The organism is Reichenbachiella sp. (assembly GCF_965223055.1).
GTDB lineage: Bacteria > Bacteroidota > Bacteroidia > Cytophagales > Cyclobacteriaceae > Reichenbachiella.
The window spans coordinates 423537-439612 of record NZ_CBDCVM010000010.1 but is presented as its reverse complement, the minus strand read 5'-3'; the positions used below and the strand labels follow the sequence as shown (position 1 = coordinate 439612).

The following is a 16076-nucleotide window of genomic DNA, read 5'->3' as shown; positions in this document are numbered from 1 at the left end:
TAACCCTAAGGCCGTATAAATGCAATTGGGTGTTCAATAGCCAAAATAAAATGACCCGCTGTAAAAAACACAGCACCAAGCATTACAGCCCGTCTGAACCCTAACAATTTATCTGCTACCACACCACCAAGCGCAGGTGTGGCATACACCAACATTCCATACGCGGCATAAATCCCAAATGCAATACTGTCCCGTTCAGCTGATGCGCTGAACATCTCATTTACCATGTACAGGGTAAGCAAGGCACGCATGCCGTAAAAACTAAAACGCTCCCATAACTCTGCAAAGAATAGATAAAATAGTCCTTTTGGGTGGCCGAATAACTCGGGTTGTTGATTTGCATTCATATATTCAGTCTTAAAAATTTGACGAATATAATAAGAATGAACTATTTGACTTGTCGTATTGAGACTAACGGTTCAAATAGCAGTTGAATGGGGTAATTTTTGCACAAAAAAGAGGCTGTCTAAAAAACCCAGATTAATTGTCAGGCTGAGAAACTCGAAGCCTGGCTCCGTGACGTAGACGACATTTCGAGAGCCTCTATGTGACAATTCTTAGAGATTTTGGTTTTTTTAGACAGCCTCTATCTTCATGAAAGATAAAGTCCTATTTCACTCCATGCATTCCTTTTTTCATCAATGGAGTCAATACAAATAGCGCGACACTGATCGCTACACCCACCCACATCAACGATGAGAAGAAATCAGCGTATACCGCACCCGCAGCTCCTACGTCAGCTACCTCACCTCCTGCAGTATCCATAGCCGCAAATTTCCCAATCTGTGCTGCTACCAACTCCGAATAGGCAGTGGCTAAAAACCAAACCCCCATCATAAAGCCAACAACTTTTGGAACCGATAGTTTTGTTACTGCTGAAAGTCCTACAGGAGATAAACATAATTCTCCAGTTGTATGAAGCAAATACGCTAACACAATCCAGATATAGGCCACTTTACCAGAAGCATCAGGCATTGTGGCTCCTAATACCAAAGCTCCAAAACCCAGACCTGCTTGTAAAATACCTAGTCCAAATTTCATTGGGGTACCAGGTTCCATATTGTGCTTACTCAAAAAAGTCCATAACCAGGCAAATCCTGGAGCCAATAGGAAAATAAACATCGCATTTAAAGACCCGGTCTGAACTGCTGTCACTTCCCATTTCATTGGTAATCCATTGGCTGATGCAGCTACTTCAGAGGCAAACAAAAAGCTATCTATTCCATAATAAACAAATACAACACCCACAAAAGCAAACACAGCGCCTGTGATTTTTTGCTCAGAATCATTCATGGCTAGAAACTTGCCCTTACCTATAAATCCGACAGTTAAGGGCAATATGATCAACAAAACTCCCATGACATACAAACCTGTAGTTTCATTTGGCAAAAAATGAAGGTTGATCAACACACGATCAATTACTCTGTCAGCATAAAGCGTCATGGAACCTGCAGATTGCTCAAACAGTGCCCAAAAAACTACAGTAAACAAGGTTAATGAGGCCAATACTATCATCCTACCTCTTTCCTGCGCATTACACTCCTTGTACAAGAACCAGATGAGCCACACCAAAACAGCTAAGGCCATAGCATTTAGAGAATCATGAACAATGCTATTGGATTGTACCAAAAACCAGATGAATGGTACACTCACCAGAGACCCCAGGTAAATGACTAATTCTTTGTTTAAGCCAAGAAACACTTTTTCCTTTAATACTTCTGGATTTTCAGGCTCTGCATGTCCGTGCAAGAACTTTTGTCCCCAAAGAAAAACTACAAGACCCAGAAGCATACCAATCCCAGCAGCACCAAATCCGTAACCCCACCCATAGTTTTCTCCTAGATAACCACAAAGTAAAGTGGCCGCAAAAGAACCGAGATTGATTCCCATATAAAATATAGTAAAACCAGAATCTCTCCTTTTATCTCCTACTTCATAGAGTTTACCTACAATGGTCGAAATATTTGGTTTCAAAAAGCCCACGCCAACTATTATAACAGCAAGTGATAAATAGAATATTTTTAGTGCAAAATCATCCTGAACCGCAACTCCATCTATCATGGTTGCTTGGTCTCCTTCAAAAGCAAGCCCCAAATGTCCAAAGCACAATAAGATACCTCCGAAAATCACTGCTTTTCTCATCCCCAAATACCTGTCGGCCAAAATACCGCCAACTACTGGTAAAGCATAAACCAAACCGGCATAAGCACCCAACACATCGTAACCAGCTCCATCTGTAAATAAGTGATATTTTGTAAGGTAAAGAAGTAATAAAAATTTCATTCCGTAGAATGAAAATCGCTCCCACATTTCTGTGAGAAAACAAATGTAAAGTCCCTTAGGGTGTCCGAATATTTCCTGCCTGTCTGCCATATAGATTTTAAGTATTCTAATTCAATTTCGCCTCTACCAACAACTTAAAATCTCTCTTCCTTTTTCATCTTCAACAGACATTACTTTCATACTTCAAACTGAAGTTTATACAGACAAATTATGCCTTAGACAGTATATCTTGTTTAGATCGAATTCGATGAGGTTTATCAATTTTGGATGTTGTTTGATATAGATCGAGCCGCCAAAATAAAAAGAATAATCTTAAATCAAATGAATGGTCTATTTAATTGCCGGTTGTTGCCAAGATAGTATTAGGATTGACTATGACCCTGCTCCGAGCATATATCATGACATCGACATAGAATTTTATCAATCGAAAAGCAAAATACAATACTATTTCGCCAGGATTTTTCGTTTGATTATTGCCCTTTTCGGAGGGCAAATCACAAATCAAATCAAACCTAAATATATTAGTGAGATTAATTAATATAACCTTACTGAATTACAACATTTTATATGCCAATATTTAGACAAGGCTAAAAACAAATAACAGCCGTCATTTGAACTGTTTCATAAAATTTATGATGTTGTTATCGACCCCTTCAGACTCCCCTATTGCCTTCACAAATGCACTTCCAATAATCCCGCCTTTTGAATATTGGCACACTTGGTCAAAGGAGCTTTTATCCTTAATTCCAAATCCAGTAATTAGTGGGTTCTTCAAATTCATCGCCTTGAGCCTTCCTGCAAAATTCTCGAAATCTGAAGTGAAATTCTTATTCTCGCCAGTAGTGCTAGATGACGAAACCATATAGATAAACCCATCGGTATTTTCATCCACCATGCGGATTCTTTCATCTGTAGAAGCCGGCGTCACTAGAATAATATTTCGCAATCCATTCTCCTCGACAATTGCTTTGTAATTAGCGATATACTCTTCTACTGGAAGGTCAGGAATGATCAATCCATCAACATCAATATCTTTGCATTTTTTGCAAAATTTCCCAAAGCCATATTGCATAATAGGATTTAGAGAACTCATCATTATTAGTGGAATATCTACTGATTTTCTCACGTCCTTTAATTGGTCAAAAAGCAACTTCACAGTCATGCCATTTTCAATAGCCACGCTATTGCTATGCTGGATGGTGGGACCATCTGCTACAGGATCTGAAAAGGGGATTCCAATCTCTATTAAATCTGCACCTTGCTCAACCAATTGATTGATCACTTTTACCGTATCATTTAGACCTGGATATCCAGCAGTAAAATAGATGGATAAGATGTTATTTTTATTTTTAAGTAAGTTATTTATTCTATTTTTCATTTCAGAATATTGTTCTAGTTTGAGATAAAATATTACAGACTACGCAAATAAGTTTGAAGGTCCTTATCTCCCCTTCCAGACAAATTCACAACTATTGTTTCTCCATGAGCTATAGTTATTTTATCCAAAGTTGCCAAGGCATGAGCAGATTCCACAGCCGGTATAATTCCCTCTAGCAAGCATAGTTCTTTACCAGCATTCAAAGCATCTTCATCCGTGATCGCTTCATATTTCACTCGTCCAGACTCAAACCAATGAGACAAGGCAGGTCCAATACCAGGATAATCTAATCCAGCTGAAATAGAATGGGGCTCCACTACTTGTCCATCATCCGTTTGCATGAAGAGTGTCTTACTTCCATGTAGAATACCACTTTTACCTTTGAAGGTAGCAGCAGCTGTATATCCAGTTTCCAAACCTTTCCCTGCTGCCTCAGCTGCAATCAGCTCAACTTGCTCATCTTCTATAAAGTGAAAAAATGCACCAGAAGCATTACTTCCACCACCGACACAAGCAATTACGCGATCAGGAAATTCAGTTCCTGTGGCTGTTTTAAGTTGTTTCTTTATCTCTTCACTTATAACAGACTGGAATCTTGCTACCATATCAGGATAAGGATGCGGCCCCACCACAGATCCAATAATGTAATGTGTATCAAACGGATTGCTAATCCAGTAGCGCATGGCCTCATTTGTAGCATCTTTAAGTGTTTTACTCCCCGAAGTTACTGGTATGACCGTAGCACCAAGCATTTTCATTCTACCCACATTAGGCGCTTGTCTGGCTACATCGACTTCTCCCATAAACACTACACATTCTATCCCCATCAGGGCACAGGCGGTAGCTGTAGCTACTCCATGCTGACCAGCTCCAGTCTCGGCTATAATCTTATTCTTTCCAAGCTTTTTAGCCAATATGATTTGCCCTAGTGCATTATTAATCTTATGAGATCCGGTATGATTCAGATCTTCTCGCTTTAGATAAATATTTGCTCCGTACTTATCGGATAGTCTTGAAGCCAAATAAAGAGGTGAAGGTCTACCCACATAATCTGAAAGCAGCATGTTAAATTCCTTCTTGAACTCCTCGCTTGCAATAATTTGCTCGTAAGTTTCCCTCAATTCAGTTACATTGGCTTGCATCATTTCTGGAATAAATGCCCCTCCAAAACTTCCAAAATAGCCCTTCTCGTCTGGTTTCAACTTGGTCTCCATCTATCTATTATTTCTTTAATTCTTTTATAAATTCTTTTAATGCCTGTTCATCTTTTTGACCAGGACTAATCTCAAATCGGCTATTCACATCTACTGCATACAGCTGGGGATGATTCAACTCCATCAACGAAGACACATCCTCCAATCCTATCCCCCCACTCAAAATAAATGGTTTGTTCATCTTGTATTGCTCTAGTACGCTCCAATCAAATTGGGTTCCATTACCTCCATAAGACACTCCTTTGGTGTCAAAAAGAAAACAATCGACAACCGCCTCATATGAGAACAAATCGGTTGGCAATTCATCATATACTGAGAATGCCTTGAACAACTTAAACCCTTTCTTTTTAAGCGCTTTGCAATATTCAGGTGTCTCATCACCATGCAATTGCACATAGTTCAATTCATGACTTTGTGCCAATCTCACAACATTGTCAATCGTCTCATTTACAAACACACCGACTTTCTGTTTAGCAGAAACTATTTCCCCTCCTATATCGCCTTCTTCAAAATATCTTTTGGACTTATTATAAAAAATGAATCCTATGAAATCCACATCGGATTCATTGAGAAATGTGAGGTTAGAACGATTTCTAATGCCGCAAACCTTGATTTTCATCCTTTCACCAATTGAGTCGCCATAAAATTCTTGAGTTCGCTCGCTGGATCAGCGTGTTTCATGAATTGCTCACCAATCAAAAACCCCTTGTATCCCTCAGCAGCCAGAATATCCATTTCTTTTGTAGAGGAAATGCCACTTTCTGATATTTTCAATTGCTCTTTAGGGAGGATTTTAGCTAAGTCTATTGAATTTTGAATAGTTGTTCTGAATTGTTTCAAATCCCTATTATTCACACCCAAAATATCCACAGGATCATAATAACCTTCTTGAAACTCTTCTTCGTTGTGAATCTCCAAAAGCACCTCTAGTCCCAGCTGATGCGCCAAATCTGTGAACCTTACAATTTCTTCTTTGGTAAGAATCGCTGCTATCAACAACATCAAATCAGCTCCAATAGCCTTGGTTTTATACACTTGGTATTCATCAATAATGAAGTCTTTTCTTAATACAGGGCAAGACATATGCTTCCTAGCCCGCTGAAGGTCTTCAATACTACCACCAAAATAGTCTTGGTCTGTAAGTATTGAAATAGCAGAAGCCCCAGCTTGACAATAGCCCTTGGCGACTTGAGCAACGTCTACTTTGTTATTAATAACTCCTTTAGATGGCGACTGTCTTTTAAATTCAGAAATGATCCCATAAGGTGTAGCTTTTTCTAAGTTCTCAACTGTAGAATGGCATTCTCGATCAAAATAGCTTGATTTAATCAAATCATCTATAGAAATAACTGACTTCTGATAAGCTACCTCCTCCTTCTTAGTCTGAACTATTTTATCTAAAACATTCATGATTATGTAACCGGTATTTGGGTTTTGTTTGGATTTAAAAATTTCTTAAAGCTTTTGAATGCTGCCCCTGAATCTATAGACTCTTTGGCCATTGCCACCCCTTCTTTTATGTCATCAAGTCCTTTTCCAATGGTTAGTGCAAGGCCTGCATTGGCTAAAACCACTTCAGTTTGAGCTTGAGTAGCCTCGCCTCTTAAAACATTGAGAAATATTTGAGCCGAATCCTCTACAGTTTCTCCTCCATTGATAGAAGATTGGTTAGTCAAACTCAAACCAAGGTCGTTGGGATTATAGACCGTCTCTGTTTGATTGGTAATGACTTTAAAAGCGCCTGTCAGCGATATTTCATCATATCCATCCAGCGCATGCACAATGGCACAGTCTCTATTCTCATTTTGATGCAAGTACTGGTATAATCGCGCCAATTCAAGGTTATACACACCGATCAACTGCTTTTCAGGCCTACTCGGATTTACTTGAGGCCCAAGCATATTGAAGAATGTTTTTAGACTTAGGTCTCTTCGTACTGGAGCGACATTTTTCATTGCAGGATGAAACAATGGCGCATGAAGAAAACAAATACCAGCTTGATCCAGGCTTTTCTTCAACTCTTCTTCTTCCGCTTTGAATTCGTACCCTAAATGAACCAGCAAATTTGAAGATCCGCACATAGATGATACACCATTATTTCCATGTTTTGCAACATGTTGTCCAGCGCCTGCCACTACAAAACAAGAAGTGGTAGAAATATTAAAAGTATCTTTTCCGTCTCCACCGGTACCGCACATATCCATAGCATCATAACCTTTCAAATCGATAGGTTTGCACAAATCAAGCATCGCCTCTTTAAAACCGGCCAATTCATGGGTACGAATACTTCGCATTAAGTAGACAGTCATAAATGCAGCCATCTGACTCTCATTGTATGTACCATTGGCCAATTCAATCAGCGTATCCTTAGCTTCCTGTTGAGTTAGGATATAATTATTTGTTAGTTTTTGTAATATCTCTTTCATCTGATTAGGCTTTGATCCAGTTTTCCATGAGTTTAATACCGTGTTCGGTTAGAATGGATTCCGGGTGAAACTGTACACCTCTCACCGCATATTCCTTATGTGCAACCGCCATTACTTCACCCTTATCATCAACAGCTGTTACTTCTAATTCACCAGTATACTGAGGATCTATCGCCCAACTATGGTAACGACACACTTTGAACCTTTCCGGCATGTCATTGAATAATGTGTCTGAAGACTGCACCTTGACATCTGTAGCAATACCATGTAATACGGTTGGAAGATTGTAAAGCTTAGCCCCAAATACTTCCCCAATAGCTTGATGCCCAAGACATACACCGAATATGGATTTGTCTTTTGCATAATTCTTGATCACATCAAGTAATATTCCGCTTTCATTGGGTAAACCTGGACCAGGAGAGAGCAGAATTCTGTCATATTTCCCTACTTCGTCAAGAGAAATTTCATCGTTACGATAAACATCCATACGCTCGTCTCCATCTAGTTCCCGAAGGATATGGACCAAATTGTATGTGAACGAATCGTAATTATCTAATACTAAAGTCTTCATTTCTGTGCTTCTAATTTTTCATTGATGCTGTCTGCTTTTTTAATCGCTGACTCTAAGGCACCTAATTTGTTGTATACCTCTTGAACTTCACTATCAGGGTCTGATTTAGCTACTATTCCTGCCCCTGCTCTAAAGTGCAACCTATTGTTTTGACTCAAAAATGAACGAATCAAAATGGCATGATTAAAATTGCCATGAAAGTCCATCAAACCAATCATCCCACCATAATACCCCCTCTGTGAACTTTCATATTCATCGATCAACTGCATTGCTCTATGCTTGGGTGCACCTGATAGCGTCCCGGCAGGAAAAGTGTTTGCAGCCAAATCGACGGCCGTCTTGCCATCTTTTAAAAAAGTCGAAACCTTGGACACTAGGTGTATGACGTGTGAAAAGAATTGAATCTCTTTGAATTTCTCAACTGTGACTCGATCACCAGATTTACTCAAATCGTTTCGTGCCAAATCAACCAGCATAACATGTTCTGAAGTCTCTTTAACATCTTCTGATAGTGCTTTGGCGGCAACTGCATCTTGCTCATCATCACCTGTTCTTTTATAAGTTCCGGCTATTGGATAAATAGCAGCTTGGCCATCATTCACCTCCAATTGAGCTTCGGGTGATGATCCGAAAATCTTAAAAGAACCATAATCGAAATAGAACAAATAAGGAGAAGGGTTAATACTTCGTAAAGCTCTATAAAGCAAGAATTCATCTCCTTTGAACTCGGTGTTGAAACTGCGCGAAAGCACCATTTGGAAGGTGTCACCACGTTGACAATGCTCAATGGCTTTCAATACACTCGCACGATATTCCTCGTCAGTCATGTTGGATTTCACTATTCCATTAGACTGAAAGGAATATTCTGGTGTATTGTTCGAAGAAATGAGCATTTCAATTTCATCTAGTTTATAAGCCTGGCTTTCATCCTGTAACGCATTGTGCGTGATAAATATCTTATTAGAGAAGTGATCGAAAGCAATTACATATTCGAAGAAGAAATATTGCATCAACGGCACTTCAAAATCTTTAGCCTTTCTAGGATTAAACTTAATGTTCTCAAACAACTGTACACCCTCATAAGCAGTAAAACCAAACAAACCTGCCTTTGTGTATCCTGCCTTAGTATCCTTTTCAGTGTTGAAGCATCCCAAAAATTGCTGAAAGGCACTTAAAACATTCACATCATTCATGCTGGTGAATTCAGCCGATTCATCGGGAAGCTGTTGAATTACATAACCATTATCCACTTTAAACTCGGATAATGGGGAAAATGCGATATAAGAGATACTGTTCTCTTTGGCATGGTAATCAGAACTTTCCAGTAAGAATGAATTTGGAAATTGATCCCTTATTTTGAGATATATACTTACAGGAGTCAGTATATCCCCTAGTATTTCTCGTGTTTTCGAATAAATATTGATTTGTTTCATGTCAAATTTTGGCAAAAAAAAAGCCCCGATGATCGGGGCTTTGTTATTTATGTCTTTCAATACATACTAGTTCCGATCACATTTCGCTTGCAAAATGCTCCACCACCAGTTCGTATTGTTGTTTATCATTTTCATTGATGCAATAATATTTCAGGATTTTACCAGAACCAAAATTATATTCAAGTTTTTAAAAAATAATTTTCTCTCAACAGAGATTAATAGTTATATATTTCAAAAATTGATTTAATTTGAAAATTAGAAACAAATTACTGAACTTGTACTTTCTTTAAAGAATAGAAACACAGCCTAAATCAATATATATATGTCATCAGAGTTAGATGTAAAGCAGCAGTTGAGTTTGCTTGTCCACCTGTCAAAGGTTGATAATTTTATCGCAGAACCTGAATCTAAAATGATTCACTATCTAGGCAATCTACATGGGCTTACAGAAGATGATATTGAGACTATTATTGACAATCCGATGCCAATCCCTGAACTTCAGGATTTACACCCAGACACAAAGTTTGAATATTTATTCAACATTGTTCAATTAATGAAAGTAGATGGCAAGGTATTCCAATCAGAGATTGACTTTTGTGAGAAGATTGCTCTTAAACTAGGTTATAAACCTGGAGTAATCGCTGATTTGTCTGCCTATGTATATAGCGACCCTACTATCAATACCAGCAAAACATTCTTGAGAAGTATTGTTGACGAGCACTTAATGCCTCGTAAAAAGAAGTAATAATTACCTTTTATATTTCTTGGCTTTTTTACCACCTACATTAGAGGTGCTTTTTCCTTTTGTGGTCAATGCTGGATTATATCCAAACATATAAGCCACAGAAACTACAAACATGTGAGATCGATACTCTAGATCTTCTTTGTAGTTGTTGATATTGGAAAAAACCGTTCCATCATTGAATGCCATATTTGAATGAGCCCAGCTGATTTTGGCATCTACTATGGCGCGTTGCGTTGGCGTAATATCAAATAACCAGCCCACTCCGAAGTCAAGGGCGTACTGTAATCGGTTGGGTTTGGTGACGATGAGTTTATCATTGTAATCCCCAACATTAATTTCTTCAAGTTCCTTTTTAACAAATTGAACATTAAAATTGACCGGAGTCCCAGGTTCAGATGCATTTTCTTCTGTTTCATCAGAGATTATAGTTCCTTTCCCTCCTAGCCACCAGCTTAATCTTGGCCCTGCCTCAACAAACACCTTGAATCTACTGTTCTTCATAAAAACCACACGAGCCATTAACGGCGCCGTAAGAAAATGATTGACGGTCTTACTATCTAGCGTCTGATCTTGAAAGATTGCATTTGCCTGTGTTCTATTATTCACTCGCATGTACATGATTTCAGTATGAACCTCAAAATGGCCTTCCGTTGAATAATCCATCGCAATACCCGCATGCCAATTGACCTTATTAGATATTTTAAATGTATCCTTTCTAGCTTTATTCTGATATTGAGGTACAATTATTTGTCCTCCAAATTTAGGCCCAAACCAAAATTGTGCTTCACTGGAGAAAGAAACCAACAATAACACTATAAACAATAACCTTTTCATTTCTCTTTTAAAGTGATCTGATTGAATCAAGAATTGCAAAATACAATAATTAAACTAATATCATAAATCATGTAGTGGATAGCACAAAAAATATTCGTGTTTTGATAATAATATCGTTTTTTTTCAATTATTGTATAGAGTACAATCTAATTTCAAATGTTTGTTAATTTTCAATTAGATTTGAATTGTACAAATGTCGAAAAAAAAGAACTAATTAATTAGTCTTTTGCTTTAGCAATCAGGTATAACCTATGAAAAAAAATATATTAGTATTCCTGCTATCCCTATGTTATGCAGGTCAAGGTCTTTTAGCTCAAGATCAAAAAATCTATAGCCAATTTTTCATGAACCCATATGTCATTAATCCAGCTTATGCAGGATCGACTGGCTATACAACTGTCTTTGGCGTTCATCGCCAGCAGTGGATGGGTCTTGAAGGGGCACCTGCCTATTCGCACATTAGTTTCAGTACTCCATTGGAAAACAATATATCATTTGGTGCTATGGCATTCAATAACAATGAAAATGCCATCAAAACTTCTGGGGCAAAAGTGACAGGAGGTTACCTACTTGAAATAGATAGGAAACAATTTATTCGTTTTGGCATGTCTATAGGAGGAGGATATACGAACTATGACGTCGATGCTGGGGTAGATCCCACCCTATTGGCGTTATCAAACACCTCATTTCTTATGGCCGACATCGGTGTATCGTATTACTACGAAAATTTCAACGTAGCACTTTCCGTTCCCAATTTGATTGGTCGTAATGTAGTTGACGCCAATGCTTTTAGTGATATTAAAGTTGAACCTTATAAAGATCTAACGCTTCAGGCCAACTACAGACATTTTGTCAATAGAGACTTATCTATAGAACCACATCTTATTTATAGATTCTCTGTGGAAAACTTATCTCAATATGAAGCTGCTGTAATTGCTCATATCGGGCATGTCGTTTGGGCAGGATTGAATTACAGACAGGACTATGGAGCTGGCGCCTTATTTGGGATTAAAATCCAGGAAAAAGGCGCAATCGGATTTGCCTATGAATACGGTAAATCCGAATTAGATGGAGCAACGTCAGGAACATTCGAAGTAAGTTTAGGATTGCAAATTGGTGACAAAAAGAAAAATCAACGACAAGCAGTTTCTTTTATTCATAATTTCAAAAAATCGAAGCACGAAAAATCAAAAAGTTCTTCACGAAGTCAGTATTTAGCACAGCAAAGAGCTAAAGCTGCAGAACAAAGAAGGGTACAACAAGCAGCGGCCGCAGCCGCTGCAGCAACAGCTGCCACAGCCGCTCAGGCAGAACAACAAACAACAGCGACAACTGCTACCGAAACAGCTGATCAAACCACGACAACAGCCGCTGCAACTACTGAAGGAGCACAAGCCACTGTCGTAAGTGAAACATTGGACCATGACACTCCTTTAGAACATAGAACCACTGATAAAGGTGTTTGGGAAATTGGAGCTACTTATATACAAACTCGTGCAGATAGTTCAAAAACAAAAGAGCTTAAATGGCACGACGCTTTAACTGACACACCCGATCATGCAGAGTTGCCTCCAAATACGCATCGTAGAATACCTGGCAACATCCTCGAATTACCTGCCGGACATCACGTAATCGCAGGCGAATTTGATTCTTACGAGGAAGCAGAAGACTATAGTGATAAGATTTTCGAAATGGGTTTCCATGGGTCGTTAGTAGGTCACTTGGAATCTCTCGAAGACAAAAAGTATGTAGTGGTTGTACATAAAGGTGCTACTATGGGGATTGCCAAGGAAGAGCAAGAAAGGTGGAGTAAGCGGAAAAACCTGAATCATGTGTATATCTTAAACGTGGTCGAATAATTAGATATGAGAAAGAGTAATCAAATGACAAAGAATATCATAGTTTTTGCACTAGTCTTGACTTTCACTTTAAGTGCCAGCGCACAAGCTCCTTATATAAATAGCATCAGTCCTACTTCGGCTGTTACCGGTCAGGAAATAAATATTTCAGGCAGTAATTTCACAGGAGCTACCGCAGTATTTTTTGGAGGCATGCAGGGTGACAACATGAACGTGGTCAACACAAATCTCATTACAGTAGATGTTCCCTTCGGAGCTACGTTTGATCAAATATCTGTAGTTCATACCAATGGCATCGGATATTCTCCTCAGAAATTCACTCCGACCTTCGATGGACAATCCATTGCAGATGGTTCGACGGTATTAGGGAATTTAAGCGGACAAGAGACTTTTGCAAGCTCAAGAACTCAAACTCAAGACTTGTGTACTTGCGATTTAGATGGAGATGGCCTTTTAGATATGGCTCTTACCAATGCTGGAAGCACAGATGGTTTAATCTGGTTTAAAAACACATCCACTATTGGAGATGCTAATTTTAATTCTCCAATTGTCATAGAAAATGGCTTCACAATGACCAACGTGGTGTGTGGCGATTTAAATGGAGATGGGTTCTCTGATCTATTAGGTAACCAACTAGGCAACGAAGGTAGTCTATATACTTATTTCAATGATGGTGCCGGCAATTTCGATGCAGGTGAAGAGTGGACGCTCCCTACCAACGGAGGATTATTCAGAAAACCAGGACGTATCGCCATCGCGGATTTAGATTTAGACGGTCTACCAGAAATCATAGTAGCCACGGAGGATGACAACAAAGTCTACTATTTCAAAAACACGAGTACAGTTGGGAATATCAACTTTAACAGTACACCTGTTGCCTTATCTGCCCCTGAAAATTCAGGTACAGCAGGACTAGGTGGTCTGGATGTAGCCGACTTAAACAATGACGGGCTTCCCGAAATTATCACATCTAATTTTACAGAATTTGGTTACTATGTATTTCAAAACAATAGTCAGCCAAATACCATAACATTCAGGGACCCTTTGTTTATGAATACCAATAGTAGTATTCGGACTTTGATTGCTGGCGATTTGAATAATGATGGATTCGCCGATGTGGTCCTGACCAATTCTGATATCAGCAGTAGCAATGTGATAGAAATTTCGGCCAACGGAACAATTTCTGCTGGCGGTGACATCACCATGACATCACCGATTTCTATTCTAGGAATTAGGCAAAGTTGGGGTGTCGATCTTGGTGACATCGATGGAGATGGAGATTTAGATATTATTGTTGGCTCTGAGATTGAAAATGGGTTCTACGCAGTAATGAATACTAACCCATCATCAATTGCTGCTGCAAGTTATAGTGTTGGGTTGGTCGCTGGCACCAATTTAAATAATGCTCGGAATATCAAAGTGGCGGACATTGACAATGATGGACGCCCGGATTTCGCCTACACCAACAATTCCAAATCCACCTCCAATGGAAACCTAGGAACACGTCTGAATGAGATTTGTTTCGTACCTGTGATCAGACCATCTGGATCAACTACTCTTTGTGAAAACGAGTCTGTGGATTTGGTAGCTCCGACGAGCGGGTATAATTATGTTTGGAAAAGAGGAACTACTACGTTAGGTGAAACGTCAAATACACTGACACTAACCGAAGGAGTAACTAGTCCACTAGACGGTACATACACTGTTTCGGTAAATAATGGTTGTTCTACAGAGTCAAATGGTCTAGCTGTAACAGCTCCAGGAGAAGCTTTAGGCATTCCAACTACTTCAATCACGGATACACCATGTGAGGGTGACAATGTAAGTCTATCTGCATCCCCCGGAGCTGGAGGCACAACGGTTGGATATGAATGGACGGGACCCAACGGATTTACAAGTTCGGATCAAAACCCTACGATCAACAATATAACTGCAGAACATTCAGGTGAGTACTATGTAACTGCAATGTCTAATGCCGGCTGCGAAAAGCGATCGGCGGTCGAATTAGTTACTGTAATCTCTACACCAGTCGTTAGTGTCAACAATCCAAAGCCAGATTATTTTTGTAATGGCACAACACTAGATTTATCTACTAACAATTTCGCAGGATATACTTACGCTTGGAATAAAAATGGCGCTCCAATAGCGCCTGCTGAAACCGACCCAGATCTTTTAGAAGTTAATAGTGCGGGCGACTATAGTGTTACTATTACTGGATCTGGTTGCTCATACACCAGTGCTGAAAGGACCATTTCAGCTGTAACCCCTCCTACTTCTTCCTTTATTCCTTCTGATACAATCATCTGCGAAGCTGTACCTGTAACATTCAACGCTACATCTACAGGAGAAAGTGGATTGAGTATTGTCAATCATTGGGATTTCAAAGATGGCAGCAGTGTAGAAACTGGTGATGCTCTCACTCATGCATTTATAACAGCAGGTACTTATGCGGTAACGCTCACAGCCAAATATGATGGAATTGCCGATGCCGACTGTACTTATACACCTGCAGATTCAACGCTGACTGTAAGGGCCGCTCCAACAGATGTTGATCTTATTATATCAGACAACAGTGATCCCAATAATTTTGAAAAGTGCCGTGAATCTTCTATAACACTACGATTAGAGAATAATTATGAAACTTATGCCTGGCGAATTGAGAATGATACGATAAGTGAAATCGCAATTGCAGAAGTTTCCGTAGAAGTTGATGTTTTTGTCTCTCTCACAGATAGTATAAAATGTGAATTCAATACAGATCCAGTTTCAGTATCCAACTATACCACCGGTGGCATCACCATTTCGGCTAGTTCAAATACTGTAGAAGACGATGTGGATTTAGGTCGTATCATTAATATGCAAGAAGGTCAATCCTCTATCACACTTACTGTTGACAATGCTACCGAACCGGCTTGGGAACCCGCCATTTACATTGATGACACTACGGCTACCCAAGTGATCGTATCAGCTTCCAACAAACAACTCATTTCTGTATATGGTATAGACAATTTAGGATGCCAGGAAAAGGATTCTGTGACACTGGTATTTCCTGGAGTGAATGCTGCTAAAAGCTTTACACCAAATGGCGATGGTATTGGCGATTGCTGGGAAGTATCAAATATTGGAGGTACAAATTGTCAAGTGGTAATTTTCGATGGCAAAGGAAGAAGAATCAGAGAGCTATCATTTAACCCAGATAGTGGTGCAGATGATTGCGTTTGGGATGGCACCAAATCGAATGGTTCTGCCCTTCCTGATGGAATGTATTATTACTTTATAAGTTGTTCGGATAGTGAAAATGAAAGCAGTGGATCCATATTTATGGCCAGATAA

At 39.2% G+C, this 16076-nt stretch carries 13 protein-coding genes; 3 read left to right on the top strand and 10 right to left on the bottom strand.

Going from position 1 to position 16076, the window contains the following annotated elements; all coding sequences use genetic code 11:
* Positions 1 to 5 precede the first annotated feature (5 nt).
* The 9 genes from ACOQO5_RS09675 to ACOQO5_RS09635 form a co-directional block, all read right to left on the bottom strand.
* The gene (locus tag ACOQO5_RS09675; RefSeq protein ID WP_420581492.1) at positions 6 to 347 is read right to left on the bottom strand and encodes a hypothetical protein; all 342 of its coding nucleotides are present in this window, start codon (positions 345 to 347) and stop codon (positions 6 to 8) included.
* 262 nt (positions 348 to 609) lie between these two features.
* Positions 610 to 2373, bottom strand: a complete 1764-nt coding sequence (locus ACOQO5_RS09670; RefSeq protein WP_420581491.1) for a peptide MFS transporter — start codon at positions 2371 to 2373, stop codon at positions 610 to 612.
* 517 nt (positions 2374 to 2890) lie between these two features.
* The gene (gene trpA, locus ACOQO5_RS09665; protein ID WP_420581490.1) at positions 2891 to 3661 is read right to left on the bottom strand and encodes a tryptophan synthase subunit alpha; all 771 of its coding nucleotides are present in this window, start codon (positions 3659 to 3661) and stop codon (positions 2891 to 2893) included.
* A gap of 32 nt (positions 3662 to 3693) precedes the next feature.
* A complete protein-coding gene (gene trpB / locus ACOQO5_RS09660; RefSeq protein WP_420581489.1) occupies positions 3694 to 4875 on the bottom strand; it encodes a tryptophan synthase subunit beta in 1182 nt (393 codons plus the stop codon).
* 7 nt (positions 4876 to 4882) lie between these two features.
* Positions 4883 to 5494, bottom strand: a complete 612-nt coding sequence (locus ACOQO5_RS09655; RefSeq protein ID WP_420581488.1) for a phosphoribosylanthranilate isomerase — start codon at positions 5492 to 5494, stop codon at positions 4883 to 4885.
* Complete coding sequence (gene trpC, locus ACOQO5_RS09650) at positions 5491 to 6285, bottom strand: indole-3-glycerol phosphate synthase TrpC (protein ID WP_420581487.1); 795 nt, start codon at positions 6283 to 6285, stop codon at positions 5491 to 5493. Before trpC ends, ACOQO5_RS09655 begins: the two co-directional genes overlap by 4 nt.
* A 2-nt stretch (positions 6286 to 6287) precedes the next feature.
* Positions 6288 to 7301, bottom strand: coding sequence for an anthranilate phosphoribosyltransferase (gene trpD / locus ACOQO5_RS09645; RefSeq protein ID WP_420581486.1), 1014 nt, complete (start codon positions 7299 to 7301; stop codon positions 6288 to 6290).
* Between the two features lie 4 nt (positions 7302 to 7305).
* On the bottom strand, positions 7306 to 7872 hold the full coding sequence (locus ACOQO5_RS09640; protein WP_420581485.1) for an anthranilate synthase component II: 567 nt from the start codon (positions 7870 to 7872) through the stop codon (positions 7306 to 7308).
* Positions 7869 to 9305: an anthranilate synthase component I family protein gene (locus ACOQO5_RS09635; protein ID WP_420581484.1), complete on the bottom strand. Its 1437-nt coding sequence runs from the start codon at positions 9303 to 9305 to the stop codon at positions 7869 to 7871. Before ACOQO5_RS09635 ends, ACOQO5_RS09640 begins: the two co-directional genes overlap by 4 nt.
* A 322-nt stretch (positions 9306 to 9627) precedes the next feature.
* Here ACOQO5_RS09635 and ACOQO5_RS09630 point away from each other — a divergent pair, with 322 nt between their 5' ends.
* On the top strand, positions 9628 to 10050 hold the full coding sequence (locus ACOQO5_RS09630) for a TerB family tellurite resistance protein (RefSeq protein ID WP_420581483.1): 423 nt from the start codon (positions 9628 to 9630) through the stop codon (positions 10048 to 10050).
* Positions 10051 to 10053: 3 nt separating this feature from the next.
* Here ACOQO5_RS09630 and ACOQO5_RS09625 read toward each other — a convergent pair whose 3' ends face one another.
* The gene (locus tag ACOQO5_RS09625) at positions 10054 to 10884 is read right to left on the bottom strand and encodes an outer membrane beta-barrel protein (protein ID WP_420581482.1); all 831 of its coding nucleotides are present in this window, start codon (positions 10882 to 10884) and stop codon (positions 10054 to 10056) included.
* A gap of 251 nt (positions 10885 to 11135) precedes the next feature.
* Here ACOQO5_RS09625 and ACOQO5_RS09620 point away from each other — a divergent pair, with 251 nt between their 5' ends.
* Together ACOQO5_RS09620 and ACOQO5_RS09615 are read left to right on the top strand one after the other, a co-directional pair.
* Positions 11136 to 12743, top strand: a complete 1608-nt coding sequence (locus tag ACOQO5_RS09620) for a type IX secretion system membrane protein PorP/SprF (RefSeq protein ID WP_420581481.1) — start codon at positions 11136 to 11138, stop codon at positions 12741 to 12743.
* Between the two features lie 6 nt (positions 12744 to 12749).
* Positions 12750 to 16076, top strand: a complete 3327-nt coding sequence (locus ACOQO5_RS09615) for an FG-GAP-like repeat-containing protein (RefSeq protein ID WP_420581480.1) — start codon at positions 12750 to 12752, stop codon at positions 16074 to 16076.